Origin of the sequence: Pseudonocardia sp. Ae717_Ps2 (genome assembly GCF_001932475.1) — a bacterium.
Classification (GTDB): Bacteria; Actinomycetota; Actinomycetes; order Mycobacteriales; family Pseudonocardiaceae; genus Pseudonocardia.
The window spans coordinates 4649974-4664715 of the sequence record NZ_MCIS01000001.1 but is presented as its reverse complement, the minus strand read 5'-3'; the positions used below and the strand labels follow the sequence as shown (position 1 = coordinate 4664715).

Sequence of the window (14742 nt, the reverse complement as noted above, 5' to 3'; positions counted from 1 at the left end):
CCGGCCGGGCCTTGCCGCGGCGTCTAGCCTGGCGACGTGAGTGCCACCGCCGCTGACTCCACCCCTACGACGGCCGCAGTCCCCGGTTCCGGGGACTTCGCGTCGCTCTCGCCCCGGACCGGCGAGGAGCTGGCCCGCTACCTCGTGCACGACGGCGAGCACGTCCGTGCCCGGGTCCGGGACGCCGCCGAGGCCGCCGTCTGGTGGGACGGGCTCGGCTTCGACGAGCGCCGCCGCAGGCTCGCGGCGTGGAAGAAGGTGCTGGTCGCGCAGCTGGACCGGGTCGCGGGCGTCGTCGCCGCCGAGACCGGCAAGCCGCTCGACGACGCCCGGCTCGAGGTCGTGCTCGCCATCGACCACCTGGACTGGGCCTCGGCGAACGCGAAGAAGGTGCTCGGGCGGCGCTCGGTGTCCCCGGGCCTGCTGATGGCGAACCAGGCGGCGTCGGTGGCGTACCGGCCGCTGGGCGTCGTCGGCGTCATCGGGCCGTGGAACTACCCGATCTTCACGCCGATGGGCTCGATCGCCTACGCGCTGGCCGCCGGCAACACCGTGGTGTTCAAGCCCTCGGAGCTGACCCCGGGTGTCGGCCACGAGATCGCCCGCACGCTCGCCGAGGCGGTCCCCGAGGTGGGCCGGTACCCGCTGCTGACCGTCGTCACCGGGTTCGGGCCGACCGGCGCCGAGCTGTGCCGCGCCCCCGGCATCGGCAAGATCGCGTTCACCGGGTCCGCCGCGACCGGACGCCGGGTGATGGCCGCCTGCGCGGAGAACCTGGTGCCGGTGCTCATGGAGTGCGGCGGCAAGGACCCACTGATCGTCGACGCCGATGCCGACCTCGACGGCGCCGCGGACGCCGCCGTCTGGGGCGGGATGTCCAACGCGGGGCAGACCTGCGTCGGGGTGGAGCGGGTCTACGTCGTCGAGTCCGTCGCGGGCCGGTTCCTGGAGAAGGTGCGGGCCGCGGCGTCGGCGCTGCAGGTCGGCACCGCCACGAACGAGGGCGACCTCGGGCCGATGACGATGCCGTCGCAGACCGAGATCGTGCGCCGGCACGTCACCGACGCCCTGGAGCGCGGCGGCCGCGCGATCGTCGGTGGCGCCGACTCGGTGCCCGCCCAGGGCGGGTCGATCTCCCCGGTCGTCATCGCCGACGTGCCCGAGGACTCCGTCGCGGTCACCGAGGAGACCTTCGGCCCGCTCGTCGTGGTCAACCGGGTGCCCGACGTCGACGAGGCGGTCCGCCGCGCCAACGCCACCGGATACGGCCTCGGCGCGACGGTGTTCTCCGCGAAGCGCGGGGAGCAGATCGCGCAGCGGCTGCGCTGCGGCATGGTCTCGATCAACGGCGTGATCTCCTTCGCCGGGATCCCGTCGCTGCCCTTCGGCGGGGTGGGGGAGTCCGGCTTCGGCCGCATCCACGGCGCCGACGGGCTGCGCGAGTTCACCCGCGCCCAGTCGATCGCCCGGCAGCGGTTCGGGATGCCGATCGTGGTCACCAGCTTCAAGCGGACCGCGCGCACGATGCAGACGCTCGTCGGGATCGTGAAGGCCCGGCACGGGCGCTGAGGCGCCCTTCCTCCCCCGACGACCAGGGCCCTTCCCGCACGGCGGGGTGGTCCTGGTCGCATGTTACCCACTGGTAGCACCTCTGGATGACAGGATCGGCGCCGACGCGGAAGACAAGGTTGTCGAATCGGTGGAGGTTGCAGCGTGGCACGTGAGTTCCGGACCGTCGGAGTGGTCGGCCTCGGCACGATGGGGGCAGGCATCGTCGAGGTGTTCGCCCGCAACGGTCTCGACGTGATCGCCGTCGAGGTGGACGACGCCGCGGGGGAGCGCGGCAGGGCCCACCTCGCGGCCTCGACCGACCGCGCCATCGAGCGCGGCAAGCTCACCCGGGAGCAGGCCGACGAGCTCCTCGGTCGCATCACCGTGACCACCACCCTGGCCGACCTGGCACCGGCGCAGCTGGTCGTCGAGGCCATCCCGGAGAGCCTGGACGCCAAGACCGCGCTGCTGGCCGAGGTCGACAAGGTCGTCGCCGAGGACGCCATCCTCGCCTCGAACACCTCGTCGCTGTCGGTCACCGAGCTGGCCGTGCGCACCACGCGCCCGGGCAAGGTCGTCGGGATGCACTTCTTCAACCCGGCGCCGGTCCAGAAGCTGGTCGAGGTCGTGCGGACCGTCGTCACCGAGCCCGACGTCATCTCCGACGTCCAGGCGTTCGCCGACTCCCTCGGGAAGGTCCCGGTCGTCATCGGCGACCGCGCGGGTTTCATCGCCAACGCGCTGCTGTTCGGCTACCTCAACCACGCCGCGAAGATGTACGCCGAGCGCTACGCCAGCCGCGAGGACCTCGACGCCGGCATGCGCTACGGCTGCGGCTACCCGATGGGCCCGCTGGCCCTGCTCGACCTCATCGGCCTGGACACCGCCTACGAGATCCTCGAGACGATGTACGGCGAGTCGCGCAACCTGATGCACGCGCCGAACCCGGTGTTCAAGCAGATGATCACCGCGGGCCTGCTCGGCCGGAAGACCGGGCGCGGCTTCTACACCTACTCCGCACCGCACAGCTCCACCGTCGTCCCCGACGGGGAGACCCCGGCCTCCACCGTTCCCGAGGACGTGACCCTGCGCGACGTGGCGCGGGTCGGCGTGATCGGCACCGGCACGATGGCCTCGGGCATCGTCGAGGTGTTCGCCAAGGCCGGCTACGACGTCGTCGTCCGCGGCCGCAGCGACTCCAAGGTCGAGGGCTCGGTCGCGCTGGTCCGCAAGTCCCTGGACAAGGCGGTCGCCCGCGGGAAGCTGGACGAGGCCGGCCGCGACGCCGTCCTCGCCCGGATCAGCGGCACCACCGCGCTGGAGGACATGGCCGACGTCGACCTGGTCGTCGAGGCCGTCGCCGAGGAGCTCGACGTCAAGCGGGCGATGTTCGGCGCGCTCGACGAGATCTGCAAGCCCGGCGCGATCCTGGCGACGACGACCTCCTCGTTGCCCGTCGTCGAGTGTGCCGCGGTCACCCAGCGCCCGGGCGACGTGATCGGCATGCACTTCTTCAACCCGGCGCCGGTGATGAAGCTGGTCGAGGTCGTGTCCACGATCGGCACCTCGCGCGACGTGGCGGCCACCGTCCTCGACGTGTGCCAGAAGCTCAAGAAGGTGCCGGTGAGCTGCGGCGACCGGGCCGGGTTCATCGTCAACGCGCTGCTGTTCCCGTACCTGAACGACGCGGTGAAGATGCTGGAGGCGCACTACGCCACCGCCGACGACATCGACGCGGCCATGAAGACCGGTTGCGCGCTGCCGATGGGGCCGTTCGAGCTGCTCGACGTCGTCGGGCTCGACGTTTCGCTGGCGATCCAGAAGTCCCTGTACGCCGAGTTCCACCAGGCCGGGTTCGCCCCCGCGCCGCTGCTGGAGCACCTGGTCACGGCGGGTCGGCTCGGGCGTAAGACCGGTCACGGCTTCCGGGACTACACCAAGCGGTAGCGCTTGCGACACTGGTCGCATGGCTCGTGGACGCGGCAGACGGCCCCGCCCCTCGGAACGGGGGCGGGGCCGTCCCGTCGCGCCACCGCTGGGCAGCGGCATGACGACCGACCTGGAGAGCGGCCGCGACGGCGAGCACTACGTCCGCCGGGTGCCGGGCGGCACCACGGTGAAGCACTACCGGTGCCCCGGCTGCGACCAGCTGCTGCCCTCGGGGATGCCCCACGTGGTGACCTGGCCCGCCGACGACGGCCGCGGCGTCGAGGAGCGGCGGCACTGGCACCTGCCGTGCTGGAACGCGCGGGACCGTCGTCGCGCCGGGTTCCGGCGGCACTGAGCCGAGCGGGCCGACCCCGGGTCAGCGGGTGCGTGCGGCGCGCTTGCCGCCGCTGTAGCCGCTGCGGGCCCGCGGCGAGGGCCGGGGGCGGCCGGATCCGGACGACCCGCTGCCCGTCGACCCGGTCGGGGACCCCGACTCGTCCTCCGCGGTCGCGGCGGAGCGGCGCTCCCGCGCCGCGACGGCCTCCTCGACCGTGCGGGGTGCGCTCGCCGGGGTGTCGGCCGAACCCGACGCGGGAGCCCCGGCGGTGTCGGTCGCGGCCGCCCCGGACCCCGCAGGGGCCTGCTCGGCGGGCAGCCGGTCGACCGAGGAGCGCTCGGCGGGCGGCTGGTCGACGGGCAGGTCGGCCAGGTCCGGGCCGGCGTCGAGGTCGTCGACGCCGGACTCGATGAGCGCGCGGGCGGCGCGCAGCTGCTCGGTCAGCCGGGCGCGCAGCCCGGTGAGCTGCTCCACCCGGCGCCGGGCGGCGGCGGTGGTCTCCTCGGCGTCGCGGCGGGCGTCGGAGCGGATCTTCTCGCCGTCGGCGTGGGCCTGGTCGAGGTCGCGGCGGATGCGGTCGGCGGCCTCGCGCTCCCGGCGGGAGATGTCGGCCTCGAGGGCGTCGCGCTCGGCGAACAGCGAGGTCAGTGCCTCGGCGCGGCGCTGGTCCATCGCGATCCGGAAGTCGTGCTCGACCTGCTCGCGGTTCTCCCTGGCCTCGGCGTCGGCCGTGGTGATCCGCTCGGTGACGGTGCGCTCGGCCTCGGCGAGCTCGCGTTCGGTGGTGCTGCGCCGCTCGGCCAGCTCGCGCTCGGTCGTGGTCCGCAGCTCGGTCAGCTCGGTCTCGGTGCGCTCGCGCAGCTCGGCGAGCTCGCGCTCGACGCGGGCCTGCTTCTCGTCGAGGCCGCGGTCGCGCTCGGCGGAGCGGCGGGCGGCCTCGGCCGCGTGGGCCTCGGCGTCGGCGACGGTCTGCTCGGCCCGGGCCCTGGCGTCCTCGATCAGGGCGCGGGCCTGCTCCTCGGCGCGGCGGCGCTGGTCGGCGACCTCGCGGTCGGCCTTGGCGTGCATCTCGGAGACCTCGTCCTCGGCGAGGCGCAGCATGGAGCGCAGCCGCTCGCTCATGCCCTGCACGTTCTGCGGCGGGCCGGCGAGCCGGTTGACCTGCTGCTGCATGGCCTCGGCCCGGGTACGCGCGTCGTCGAGCTCACGACTCAGCCGGGTGTTCTGGGCGACCGCGGCGTCACGGTCGGCAGCCAGCATGCGCACCTGGGCGTCGAGCCGTCGCAGGTGGCTGTCGACCTGCGCCTGGTCGTAGCCGCGGCGCGCGATCGAGAAACCGGTCCGGGGTACGGGTACGTCGTGGTCGCCGGCCATGTCGTTCACCGTACCGTCGCGGGGGTTGCCGGACCGTAAGTTCACGGCCGGGGGTCACCGGGTTCACCCCGCTATGGACAAAGGGCCCGTCCGTGTGACACGGACGGGCCCTTCGCGGGGACGAACCCCGGCGGCGTCAGACGCCTCGGAAGCGGTTGATGCCGTCCAGGTGCTTCGCGCGCTTCTCCGGGTTGGTCACGCCGAGACCCTCCTCGGGGGCCAGCGCCAGCACGCCGACCTTGCCCTGGTGCAGGTTCTGCTTGACGTCGTTCGCGGCCTGGCCGGTCTCGGCCAGCGGGTACACCCGCGACAGGGTCGGGTGGATCATGCCCTTGGCGACGAGCCGGTTGGCCTCGTAGGCCTCGCGGTAGTTCGCGAAGTGCGAGCCGACGATCCGCTTGAGGTTCATCCACAGGTAGCGGTTGTCGAACTCGTGCATGTAGCCCGAGGTCGAGGCGCAGGTGACGATCTGACCGCCCTTGCGGGTGACGTAGACCGACGCACCGAAGGTCTCGCGGCCCGGGTGCTCGAAGACGATGTCGGGGTCCTCGCCGCCGGTCAGCTCGCGGATCTTCGCGCCGAGCCGCTTCCACTCCTTCGGGTCCTGGGTGGTCTCGTCCTTCCAGAACCGGTAGCCCTCGGCGTTGCGGTCGATGACCAGCTCCGCGCCCATGTCGCGGCAGATCTGGGCCTTCTCCTCCGAGGAGACGACGCAGATCGGGGTGGCGCCGCCGTTGAGGGCGAACTGGGTGGCGTAGGAGCCGAGGCCGCCGGAGGCGCCCCAGATCAGCACGACGTCGCCCTGCTTCATGTCGGCGCCGTTCTTGCTCACCAGCTGGCGGTACGCGGTGGAGTTGACCAGGCCCGGGGACGCGGCCTCCTCCCAGGTGAGGTGGTCCGGCTTCGGCATCAGCTGGTTGGACTTGACCAGGGCCAGCTCGGCGAGGCCGCCGAAGTTGGTCTCGAAGCCCCAGATGCGCTGCTCCGGGTCCATCATCGTGTCCGAGTGCCCGTCCGGGCTCTCCAGCTCGACCGAGAGGCAGTGCGCGACGACCTGGTCGCCGGGCTTCCAGGTGTTGACGCCGGGGCCGGTCCGCACGACGACGCCGGCGAGGTCGGAGCCGACCACGTGGTAGGGCAGGTCGTGCCGCTTGGCCAGCGGCGAGAGCTTGCCGTAGCGCTTGAGGAAGCTGAACGTCGAGACGGGCTCGAAGATCGAGGTCCAGACGGTGTTGTAGTTGATCGCGCTGGCCATCACGGCCACGAGCGCCTCACCGGGGCCGAGCTCGGGGACCGGGACGTCCTCGACGCGCAGGCTCTTGCGCGGGTCCTTCTCCTTGGTGGTCAGACCCTCGAACATGTCCACGTCCTCGGCGCGGACGGTGACGCCCCGATAGTGCTCGGGAACCTCCAGGCCTCCGACGTCGGTGAACTGCCCGGCGAGGATGGCGTCGCGGATGTCCTTCACTGCTGGCCTCCGATGGCGACGTTGTCAGGGGAGTCGGGTGGCTCACCCGATGGTGCTTGGGATACCGCAAGTTACTGCGTAGTATCTTAACCGTAGGTCGACGGTGAGGGTGATACCCGAAGCGCACTTCGTGATCCACCCCACCGGACGCCCGTACTGTCCTTCGGGACGGGGTCGTGCCCCGGCCGTCCCTCCGCCCGTCAGTGCGCGTCCGCGGCCGGCTCGACGAGCTCGACCAGCACTCCGCCGGCGTCCTTCGGGTGCACGAAGTTGACCTTCGAGTTCGACGTGCCACGGCGCGGGGCGTCGTAGAGCAGGCGCAGGCCCTTCGCCCGCAACGCGTCCGCCGCGGCGGCGACGTCGGTGACCCGGTAGGCGACCTGCTGCAGGCCCGGGCCGTTGCGCCCGATGAACTTCGCGATCGTCGAGTCCTCGTTCAGCGGGGCGAGCAGCTGCACCTTCGTGGCGCCGGCCGCCTCGCCCGGTGCTCCCAGCATGGCCTCGCGCACGCCCTGCTCGGTGTTGGTCTCGGTGTGCACCGCGACCAGGCCCAGGTTGTCCGCGTACCAGCGGATGGCCTCGTCCAGGTCGGGTACCGCGATGCCCACGTGGTCCACGGCCACGACCAGCGGCGACAGGGCGTCCTCGGTTGTCGTCATGGGGGCTGAAGCTACCGGTTCTACTCGCCGGTAGGAGTCTGTGCCGCTGGTCACCCCCACCGTTCGGTGCGTCCGGACGGGTCGTCGCCGTGGGTATGGTGGCGGCCCACCTGACAACGAAGCCTGATGGAGGACCCCGTGTCCGGAACCGTGATCGTCGCCGGCGCCCGCACGCCGATGGGCCGTCTGCTCGGCTCCCTGAAGGGCTTCTCCGGGGCCCAGCTGGGCGGTGTCGCCATCAAGGCCGCGCTCGAGCGGGCCGGTGTGGCTCCCGACCAGGTCCAGTACACGATCATGGGCCAGGTCCTCACCGCAGGCGCGGGACAGATCCCGGCGCGCCAGGCGGCGGTCGAGGCCGGCATCCCGATGGACGTCCCGGCGCTGACGATCAACAAGGTCTGCCTGTCCGGCGTCGACGCCATCGCGCTGGCCGACCAGCTCATCCGCGCCGGCGAGTTCGACATCGTCGTCGCCGGGGGCCAGGAGTCGATGACCCAGGCGCCGCACCTGCTCACCAAGTCCCGCGAGGGCACCAAGTTCGGCGACACCACCCTCACCGACCACATGGCCTACGACGGTCTGTTCTGCGCGTTCGACCAGGTCGCGATGGGTGCCTCCACCGAGAAGTACAACGAGCGCTACGGCCTGACCCGCGAGGAGCAGGACGCCTTCTCCGCCCGCTCGCACCAGCGCGCCGCCCGCGCCGCCCAGGACGGCACCTTCGACCAGGAGATCGCCCCGGTCGAGATCCCGCAGCGCAAGGGCGACCCGATCGTCTTCTCCACCGACGAGGGCGTGCGCGGCGACACCACCACCGAGGGGCTCGGCAAGCTCCGCCCCGCCTTCGCCGCCGACGGCACCATCACCGCGGGATCGGCCTCGCAGATCTCCGACGGCGCGGCCGCGGTGGTCGTGATGAGCAAGGTCAAGGCCGAGGAGCTGGGCCTGGACTGGATCGCCGAGATCGGTGCGCACGGCGTCGTCGCCGGTCCGGACGCCTCGCTGCACGAGCAGCCCGCGAACGCGATCGCCAAGGCGTGCGAGAAGGAGGGCATCCAGCCCGCCGACCTCGACCTCGTCGAGATCAACGAGGCGTTCGCCGCGGTCGGCATCGTCTCGGCCCGCAAGCTCGGCATCGACGAGGAGAAGGTGAACGTCGACGGTGGCGCCATCGCCCTCGGTCACCCGATCGGCATGTCCGGTGCGCGGATCGCGCTGCACCTGGCGCTCGCGCTCAAGGCGCGCGGCGGCGGCGTCGGCGCGGCCGCGCTGTGCGGCGGCGGCGGCCAGGGCGACGCGCTGATCGTGCGCGTCCCCTCCGCCTGACCGTCCCGACCTCCGTGTGGTCCACGTCGGCCCCCGCCTCGGCGGGGGCCGACGTGCATCCACCCCGTCCGTCCCGACGCCCGTCCGTCCCGACAAGGAGCCCGACCGTGCCCGGACCGCCGGACCCCCGCGACCTGGTGGAGCGCGCCCGCCGCGGTGAGCAGCTCGCCGTCGCCCGGCTGATCTCGATGGTGGAGAACGCCGGTCCGCAGCTGCGCGAGGTGTCCGCGGCACTGTCCCCGCACACCGGACGGGCGCACGTCATCGGGCTGACCGGCTCGCCGGGGGTGGGCAAGTCGACGTCGACGTCGGCGCTGGTCACCGAGCTGCGGGCGCGCGGGCGCCGGGTCGGGGTGCTGGCGGTGGACCCGTCCTCGCCGTTCAGCGGCGGGGCGCTGCTGGGCGACCGGGTGCGGATGGGGGACCACGCCGACGACGACGGGGTCTTCATCCGGTCGATGGCCACGCGCGGGCACCTGGGCGGGCTGTCCTGGGCGACGCCGCAGGCCCTGCGGGTGCTCGACGCCGCGGGCTGCGACGTCGTGCTGATCGAGACCGTCGGCGTCGGGCAGTCCGAGGTGGAGATCGTCGGCCTCGCCGACACGACCGTCGTGCTGCTCGCGCCGGGGATGGGCGACGGCATCCAGGCGGCCAAGGCCGGGATCCTGGAGATCGGCGACGTCTTCGTGGTCAACAAGGCCGACCGTGAGGGGGCCCGCCGCACGGTGCGCGAGCTGCGGAACATGCTGCACCTGCGCCTCCCGGACGGCGGCGAGGGAGGCGCGGACGCACCCGGCCTCGGTACCGAGCCGTGGGAGCCCCCGGTGCTCTCGACGGTCGCGTCCCGCGCGGAGGGGATCGCGGCCGTCGCCGACGCCCTCGACGAGCACCACGCCTGGGCCGAGAAGTCCGGCGAGCGGGAACGACGGCGCCGTGAGCGGACGCGTCGCGAGATCGAGGGCATCGGGATGGAGCAGGTCCGGGCCCGGATGGAACGCGTGCGCGGCGGTGACGCGCTCGACGCCCTCACCGAGCGGGTGCTGGGCGGGGAGCTGGACCCGTGGGCCGCCGCCGACGAGTTGCTGGACCAGGCGGACTGAGCCGACCCGCCTCCGATCAGGGGAGCGTGGTCCCGGACAGCGCCGCGAGCCGGTCGAGGACGCGCTGCGACCCGGTTCGCAGGGCGAGTGCCCTGGCCCGGGCGTGGGCGGCCCGCGCGGCGGCGCCGTCGCCGGCACGCAGGGCGGCGAGCACCTCGCCCAGTGCGAGATCGGTGCGCTCGCGGACCGGGCGCTGCGGTGGGCCGTCCTCGACGGTGAGCCACGCGGGGGCGGTGTGGACGTCGATCGTCGGCAGCGCCGTCGTATCGGTCGGGCCGGCCTGTTCGGTGTCGGCGTCCGGTGCGGCGACGCCCGGCAGCTCGGCCGCCAGGCGTTCCCGCCGGTGCCGCGCCGTGTCCGCGGTGTCCGGGTCCCCGGCCCGCAGGGCCGCGGACTCCGCCTCGACGTAGGCCGCCCACGCCCGGTCCGGGGCGGCGCGGTCGCGTTCCTGGTCCCCGAGCCGCAGTGCGGCCGCGGCGAGCAGCCCGCCGAGCGCCCGCAGGAGGTGCGGGTCCCGCGCGTGCGCGGCCGGCTCGCGCAGCTGGGTGACCACGGCGGACACCGCGTCGTGGGCGGCGGCGGTGCCCAGCCGGTCGTCCAGTGCGCTGGTCGCGGCCCACTGGGCGCGCAGCAGGTCCAGCTCCTCCTCCCCGACGGCGGCGGTCCGCTCCAGCGCCGCGCGCAGCCGCGTGGCCCCGTCGACGGGATCCGGCCCGGGCTCGTCGGCGAGACCGAGACCGGCCGGGGTGGTCTCGTACAGCTCGGCGAGGAGCGAGCGGTGCGCGGCGTCCGGGACGGCGTGGCCGTTCTCCCAGCGCGACAGCTGGGTCTTCAGGCTCGCGGCCCGCGCGGTGCCGCCGCTCCCGGCGACGAGCGCGGCCAGCGCACGGGCCGCCTCGGACTGGGACCAGCCCCGCCGGTCGCGCGCGGCCCGCAGCGCCGGGCCGGCACCGGGCCGGTCGGACGGGAGCGGAGGAGCGTGCACGCGGCCGATTCTGTCGGTGCCCCGTCGTAGGGTCAACACCGTTGACGCAACCCGCGTCATCACCTGCCTCGACACCCCGGAGTGTGCCCCATGGACCTCATCGACTACCTGGCGTGCGTGGGCCTGTCCGGCCTCAGCGGCGCGTTGGCCGGGCGGGCCGCGGCGCGTCGGATGCTGTGGCCCCGGCCGCCCCGCGGCTCGGTGATGCGCAGCTGGCGTGGTCCGGGACACGGCGGCCCGCCATCGGGTGGGCCGCGCCGGCGGAGACGGCCGGGCTGAGGTGGGCGGGTCAGGCGAAGTCGCCGGCGGCGCGGCGCACCGAGCGCAGCAGCGCGGTCAGCTGCTCCTCCTCGGCCGGGTCCAGCCCGGTCAGGCCGAAGTCGATGCCGGTCACCGCGGCGGTGGCCTTCTCCAGCCGGGCACGCCCCTCGGGGGTCAGCTCGACCAGGGTGGCGCGGCGGTCGGTGGGGTGCGGCATCCGGCGGACGAGGTCGTCGCCCTGCAGCCGGTCCACGATGTTGGTCACGCTCGTCGGGTGCAGCTGCAGCCGCTCGCCCATCACCCGCATCGGGAGGCTGCCGCGGCGCGCGAAGTCCAGCAGCACCAGCGCCTCGTAGCGGGCGAACGTCAGCCCGTGCGGCCGCAGCGCCGTGTCGACGGCCGAGAGCAGGATCTGCTGCACGCGCATCACGCTGGTGACCGTCGCCATCGTGCGGGCGGGGCCGACCCGCTCCTCCCACAGTTCGGCCGCACGCTGGATCGGGTCGAAGGGGAGCGACCCGCGGGATGCCATGGTCCGACGCTAGCAAGTGCCGTGACCGGGTCCGTTCCGCATGCCGGGCGTGGCACGGTGTCGGCATGCTCTTCGCCTTCAGCATCGCCCCGTCCGGTTCGGACTCCGGCGACGGCAGCGTCGGTGCCGCCGTCGCCGAGGCCGTCCGGGTGGTCCGCGAGTCCGGCCTGCCGAACGAGACCACCTCGATGTTCACCACCATCGAGTCCGAGACCTGGGACGAGGGGATGGCGGTGGTCAAACGTGCCGTCGAGGCCGTCACCGCCGTGTCGCCCCGGGTGAGCCTGGTGCTCAAGGCCGACATCCGGCCCGGGTACCGGGGGCAGCTGCAGGCCAAGGTGGAGCGGGTCGAGGAGCACTTGCGCGGGGGCGGTGCGTGAGCGCCCCGGTCGCACCGGGAGCCGGGGAGCCCGGCCCGGCCCGGGTCGTGCTCGTCCACGGCGCCTGGCACCGCGGTGCGTCGTGGGCGCCGGTGGTCGAGGCCCTGGGGGCCCGGGGGGTGGAGGCGGTCGCGCCGGATCTCCCGTCCGACGTCGCGGGGGTCGGCCACACCGAGCTCGTCGACGCGGTCCTGGCCGTCGCCGGTGGCGGTCCGGACGGGTCGGTGCCCCGGGGCGAGGGTCCGCCCGTCGTGCTGGTCGGCCACTCGCTCGGCGGTCTCGTGGCCACCGCGGCCGCCGGCCGCATCGCCGACCGGGTGCGGGCACTGGTCCTCGTCGCGGCACTCGTCCCCGAGCCGGGCCGTCCCTACCGGGACCGGATGCGTGCCGAGCGCGACCTGATGGTCGCCGGTTACGACGCCGAGGTCCGTCGTGGTGAGGGGGTCAGCACGTACTGGCCGGACGCGCGGACGGTCGCCGACGGGCTCTACCGGGGCGTCGCGGACGAGCTCGACGCGGCGGGACGTGACGGGCGGGCCGCGGTCGCGGACGCGGCGGCGCAGCTGCGACCCCAGGACTGGTCGCTGCTCGTCGAGCCGTGCCCGGTGCCGTCGTGGCCCGCGGTGCCGACGGTGTCGGTGGTGTGCGTGGGGGACCGGGTCGTCAGTCCCGTCGCGGGGCGGCGGGAGGCGGAGCGGGTCGGGGCGCGGCTCGTCGAGTTCGCGGGCGGGCACTTCCCGATGCTCACCCGGCCGGAGGAGACGGCCGACCTGCTGGCCGGGCTCGCCGCGCCCGCCTGACGGGAGGTGCCACGGCCCGGGCGCCGGGACGACGACGGCCGGTGGCGGGAGGCCCGTCACCGGCCGTCGGGCGCCCGGACCGGGTCCGGAGGCCGTGTCGTCGTCGCGGCGTGCCGCGAGGAAGGACGTGCTCAGCCCGCCATGATGGTCGAGAAGTAGTACACGCCGGCGAGGATGCCGACGAAGCTGACGGTCATGCCGATCTGGGCGAGCTTGGTCATGCCCGGCTTGCGGTAGGCGAGGAAGCCGGTGACCAGGCCCGCGGCACCCAGGATCCAGGCGGCGATCGGCACGAGGAACGCGGCGATCGCGATGATGCCCAGCGCCACCGACGCGTAGGCCAGGGTCGGCTTGTCGGTCGTCTGCATGTTGCTCATCGGGGTGGAGCCCTCCGTTGTGCGCCGGGGAGCCGGCGGTCGTTCTGTCGGGGAAGGGAACCGCGGGGTGGGGCAACCGGGGGAACGCCCCGCCGCGATCACGCAGAGTCAGCATCGAGTCCCTGCAGGGTGTTCAACGAGTGGCGAGGCCCGGTGTTGCTCCGCCGGTCCGGTGATCGTGGGGGGCGACCCCGCCGGTTCCGCCGGGTTCCGGGGCTCCGTGCCGTCGTCGGCTCTGCGGGCACGGGTGGGTGTCGGTCGGTCACCGGGGACCTGTCCCGGTGCGAACTCGCTTACCGGGTAAGCGAGTTCACGCAGGTGGGTGCCGCCGGCTCTCTCCCGGGGCGTGGTGGTGCAGCTGCGGCATCGGCGGTGCCGTGCGGGCGTCGGACCCCGGCGGACATCCCGGGACGGCGGGGCGGGGCTAGGAGACGTGGGACGCGTCGCGCGGGGGTGCGTCCGACCGGGCGGGGCGGGTCACGCCGGACACACGGACGTGCCAGGATGGATGGCGTGTCTCGCCCAGATCCTCGTCAGGCGGCCCAGCGTGCGGCGATCTCCTCGGCCATGGCCGGGGCGGTCGACCTCTCCGGGCTGAAGGCCCGTGCCGATGCGGCGAACCGGCCCGCCCCGTCCGGCGGTGCCGGGGGCGGTCCGCCCGCGCCCGGCGGGGGCGGGAGTTCCTGGGTCGTCGACGCGACCGAGCAGGGCTTCCAGGCCGAGGTCCTCGAGCCGTCCCTGCAGGTGCCGGTCGTCGTCGAGCTGTGGGCCAGCCGCTACCCGCGCGAGGAGCAGCTGTCGGCCGAGCTGGAGCGCCTCGCCTCGACCGGTGGTGGTGCGTGGCGCCTGGCCCGGGTCGACATCGACACCCAGCCGCGGGTGGCCCAGGCCTTCGGCGTGCAGCAGGTGCCGATGCTGGTCGTGCTCGTCGGCGGTCAGCCCGTCGACGCGGTCAACGGCGCCATCCCCGAGGACCGCGCCGCCGAGTGGGTGAAGTCCCTGCTCGACGCGCTGCGTGACCGGATGCCCGCCATCGCCGAGGGCGAGCGCCGGGCGGCCGCGGCCGGTCCGGACGAGCCCGTCGAGGAGCCCGAGGACCCGCGCTTCACCGCCGCCGAGGACGCCCTGGAGCAGGGCGACTACGCGGCCGCCGAGGCCGCCTACACCGCGATCCTCGACAGCGAGCCCGCCAACGAGCAGGCGAAGGCGGCGCTGGCGCAGGTCCGCTTCCTCGCCCGGGCCGAGCAGGCCGACCCGTCGTCGATCGCGCGGGCCGACGCCGCACCCGACGACGTCGACGCCCAGCTCGCCGCGGCCGACGCCGAGCTGGCCGCCGACCGGGTCGAGGCCGCCTTCACCCGGCTGGTCGACACCGTCGCCCGGACCGCGGGCGAGGACCGTGACCGGGCCCGTGGGCACCTCGTCGGGCTCTTCGAGCTCTTCCCGGCCGACGACCCGCGGGTCGCCACGGCCCGGCGCGCGCTCGCCCGCGCCCTGTTCTGAGCCGGACCCGCCCCGATGGCCCACGGCCGCAGGCACCGGCGCCCGCGGTGACCGTCGCCGCTCCTGCCGGGACGCCGGCTCCGCGGTGGGCGTCCGCGGCGCGCGACCGCGTGCACCGTCTCGCGCGGCCGGTGGCGCCGGTCGTCGCCGTCGCCGCGCT

The 14742-nt window shown here is 74.2% G+C and carries 14 protein-coding genes; 8 read left to right on the top strand and 6 right to left on the bottom strand.

The window, feature by feature from the left end; genetic code table 11:
* The first annotated feature begins 36 nt into the window (after positions 1-36).
* The 3 genes from Ae717Ps2_RS21265 to Ae717Ps2_RS21255 all read left to right on the top strand — a co-directional run bounded on the left by Ae717Ps2_RS21265 (position 37) and on the right by Ae717Ps2_RS21255 (position 3835).
* Positions 37-1569, top strand: coding sequence for an aldehyde dehydrogenase family protein (locus Ae717Ps2_RS21265; RefSeq protein WP_075310525.1), 1533 nt, complete (start codon positions 37-39; stop codon positions 1567-1569).
* Between the two features lie 144 nt (positions 1570-1713).
* Positions 1714-3498: a 3-hydroxyacyl-CoA dehydrogenase family protein gene (locus tag Ae717Ps2_RS21260; protein WP_075310527.1), complete on the top strand. Its 1785-nt coding sequence runs from the start codon at positions 1714-1716 to the stop codon at positions 3496-3498.
* A gap of 19 nt (positions 3499-3517) precedes the next feature.
* On the top strand, positions 3518-3835 hold the full coding sequence (locus tag Ae717Ps2_RS21255; RefSeq protein ID WP_043275660.1) for a hypothetical protein: 318 nt from the start codon (positions 3518-3520) through the stop codon (positions 3833-3835).
* A gap of 21 nt (positions 3836-3856) precedes the next feature.
* On the opposite strand, the gene Ae717Ps2_RS21250 is transcribed toward Ae717Ps2_RS21255, so the two are convergent.
* From Ae717Ps2_RS21250 to mce, 3 genes are all read right to left on the bottom strand, one after another.
* Entirely contained in the window at positions 3857-5191 is a 1335-nt protein-coding gene (locus Ae717Ps2_RS21250; protein WP_075333818.1) for a hypothetical protein, read from the bottom strand.
* A 136-nt stretch (positions 5192-5327) separates the two neighbouring features.
* The gene (gene ccrA, locus Ae717Ps2_RS21245) at positions 5328-6659 is read right to left on the bottom strand and encodes a crotonyl-CoA carboxylase/reductase (RefSeq protein ID WP_020623310.1); all 1332 of its coding nucleotides are present in this window, start codon (positions 6657-6659) and stop codon (positions 5328-5330) included.
* A gap of 200 nt (positions 6660-6859) precedes the next feature.
* Positions 6860-7318, bottom strand: a complete 459-nt coding sequence (gene mce / locus Ae717Ps2_RS21240; RefSeq protein WP_020623309.1) for a methylmalonyl-CoA epimerase — start codon at positions 7316-7318, stop codon at positions 6860-6862.
* A 138-nt stretch (positions 7319-7456) separates the two neighbouring features.
* Between mce and Ae717Ps2_RS21235 the strand changes: the two genes are divergently transcribed.
* Both Ae717Ps2_RS21235 and meaB read left to right on the top strand, forming a co-directional pair.
* On the top strand, positions 7457-8644 hold the full coding sequence (locus Ae717Ps2_RS21235) for an acetyl-CoA C-acetyltransferase (RefSeq protein ID WP_075334338.1): 1188 nt from the start codon (positions 7457-7459) through the stop codon (positions 8642-8644).
* Positions 8645-8751: 107 nt separating this feature from the next.
* Positions 8752-9744, top strand: coding sequence for a methylmalonyl Co-A mutase-associated GTPase MeaB (gene meaB / locus Ae717Ps2_RS21230; RefSeq protein ID WP_083695227.1), 993 nt, complete (start codon positions 8752-8754; stop codon positions 9742-9744).
* A 16-nt stretch (positions 9745-9760) separates the two neighbouring features.
* Here the strand turns inward: meaB and Ae717Ps2_RS21225 are convergent, their stop codons facing one another.
* Both Ae717Ps2_RS21225 and Ae717Ps2_RS21220 read right to left on the bottom strand, forming a co-directional pair.
* Complete coding sequence (locus Ae717Ps2_RS21225; protein ID WP_075310531.1) at positions 9761-10729, bottom strand: helix-turn-helix transcriptional regulator; 969 nt, start codon at positions 10727-10729, stop codon at positions 9761-9763.
* A 289-nt stretch (positions 10730-11018) separates the two neighbouring features.
* Positions 11019-11522 carry a MarR family winged helix-turn-helix transcriptional regulator gene (locus Ae717Ps2_RS21220; protein WP_020623305.1) on the bottom strand — a complete coding sequence of 168 codons (504 nt, stop codon included), beginning with the start codon at positions 11520-11522 and terminating at the stop codon, positions 11019-11021.
* A 65-nt stretch (positions 11523-11587) separates the two neighbouring features.
* On the opposite strand from Ae717Ps2_RS21220, the gene Ae717Ps2_RS21215 reads away from it, so the two are divergent.
* Together Ae717Ps2_RS21215 and Ae717Ps2_RS21210 are read left to right on the top strand one after the other, a co-directional pair.
* A complete protein-coding gene (locus tag Ae717Ps2_RS21215) occupies positions 11588-11902 on the top strand; it encodes a thiamine-binding protein (protein WP_020623304.1) in 315 nt (104 codons plus the stop codon).
* Positions 11899-12702 (top strand): alpha/beta fold hydrolase, encoded by an 804-nt coding sequence (locus tag Ae717Ps2_RS21210; protein ID WP_075310533.1) that lies wholly within the window; start codon positions 11899-11901, stop codon positions 12700-12702. Before Ae717Ps2_RS21215 ends, Ae717Ps2_RS21210 begins: the two co-directional genes overlap by 4 nt.
* Before the next feature lie 131 nt (positions 12703-12833).
* Here the strand turns inward: Ae717Ps2_RS21210 and Ae717Ps2_RS21205 are convergent, their stop codons facing one another.
* On the bottom strand, positions 12834-13079 hold the full coding sequence (locus Ae717Ps2_RS21205; protein ID WP_020623302.1) for a hypothetical protein: 246 nt from the start codon (positions 13077-13079) through the stop codon (positions 12834-12836).
* A gap of 513 nt (positions 13080-13592) precedes the next feature.
* Between Ae717Ps2_RS21205 and Ae717Ps2_RS21200 the strand changes: the two genes are divergently transcribed.
* Positions 13593-14582 (top strand): tetratricopeptide repeat protein, encoded by a 990-nt coding sequence (locus Ae717Ps2_RS21200; protein ID WP_233147645.1) that lies wholly within the window; start codon positions 13593-13595, stop codon positions 14580-14582.
* Positions 14583-14742: the final 160 nt, after the last annotated feature.

Coding starts and splice junctions, on each gene's coding strand:
- Ae717Ps2_RS21255 (WP_043275660.1), top strand. CDS start 3,518: ATGGCTCGTGGACGCGGCAGACGGCCCCGCCCCTCGGAACGGGGGCGG.
- Ae717Ps2_RS21250 (WP_075333818.1), bottom strand. CDS start 5,191: ATGGCCGGCGACCACGACGTACCCGTACCCCGGACCGGTTTCTCGATC.
- mce (WP_020623309.1), bottom strand. CDS start 7,318: ATGACGACAACCGAGGACGCCCTGTCGCCGCTGGTCGTGGCCGTGGAC.
- Ae717Ps2_RS21220 (WP_020623305.1), bottom strand. CDS start 11,522: ATGGCATCCCGCGGGTCGCTCCCCTTCGACCCGATCCAGCGTGCGGCC.
- Ae717Ps2_RS21215 (WP_020623304.1), top strand. CDS start 11,588: ATGCTCTTCGCCTTCAGCATCGCCCCGTCCGGTTCGGACTCCGGCGAC.
- Ae717Ps2_RS21205 (WP_020623302.1), bottom strand. CDS start 13,079: ATGAGCAACATGCAGACGACCGACAAGCCGACCCTGGCCTACGCGTCG.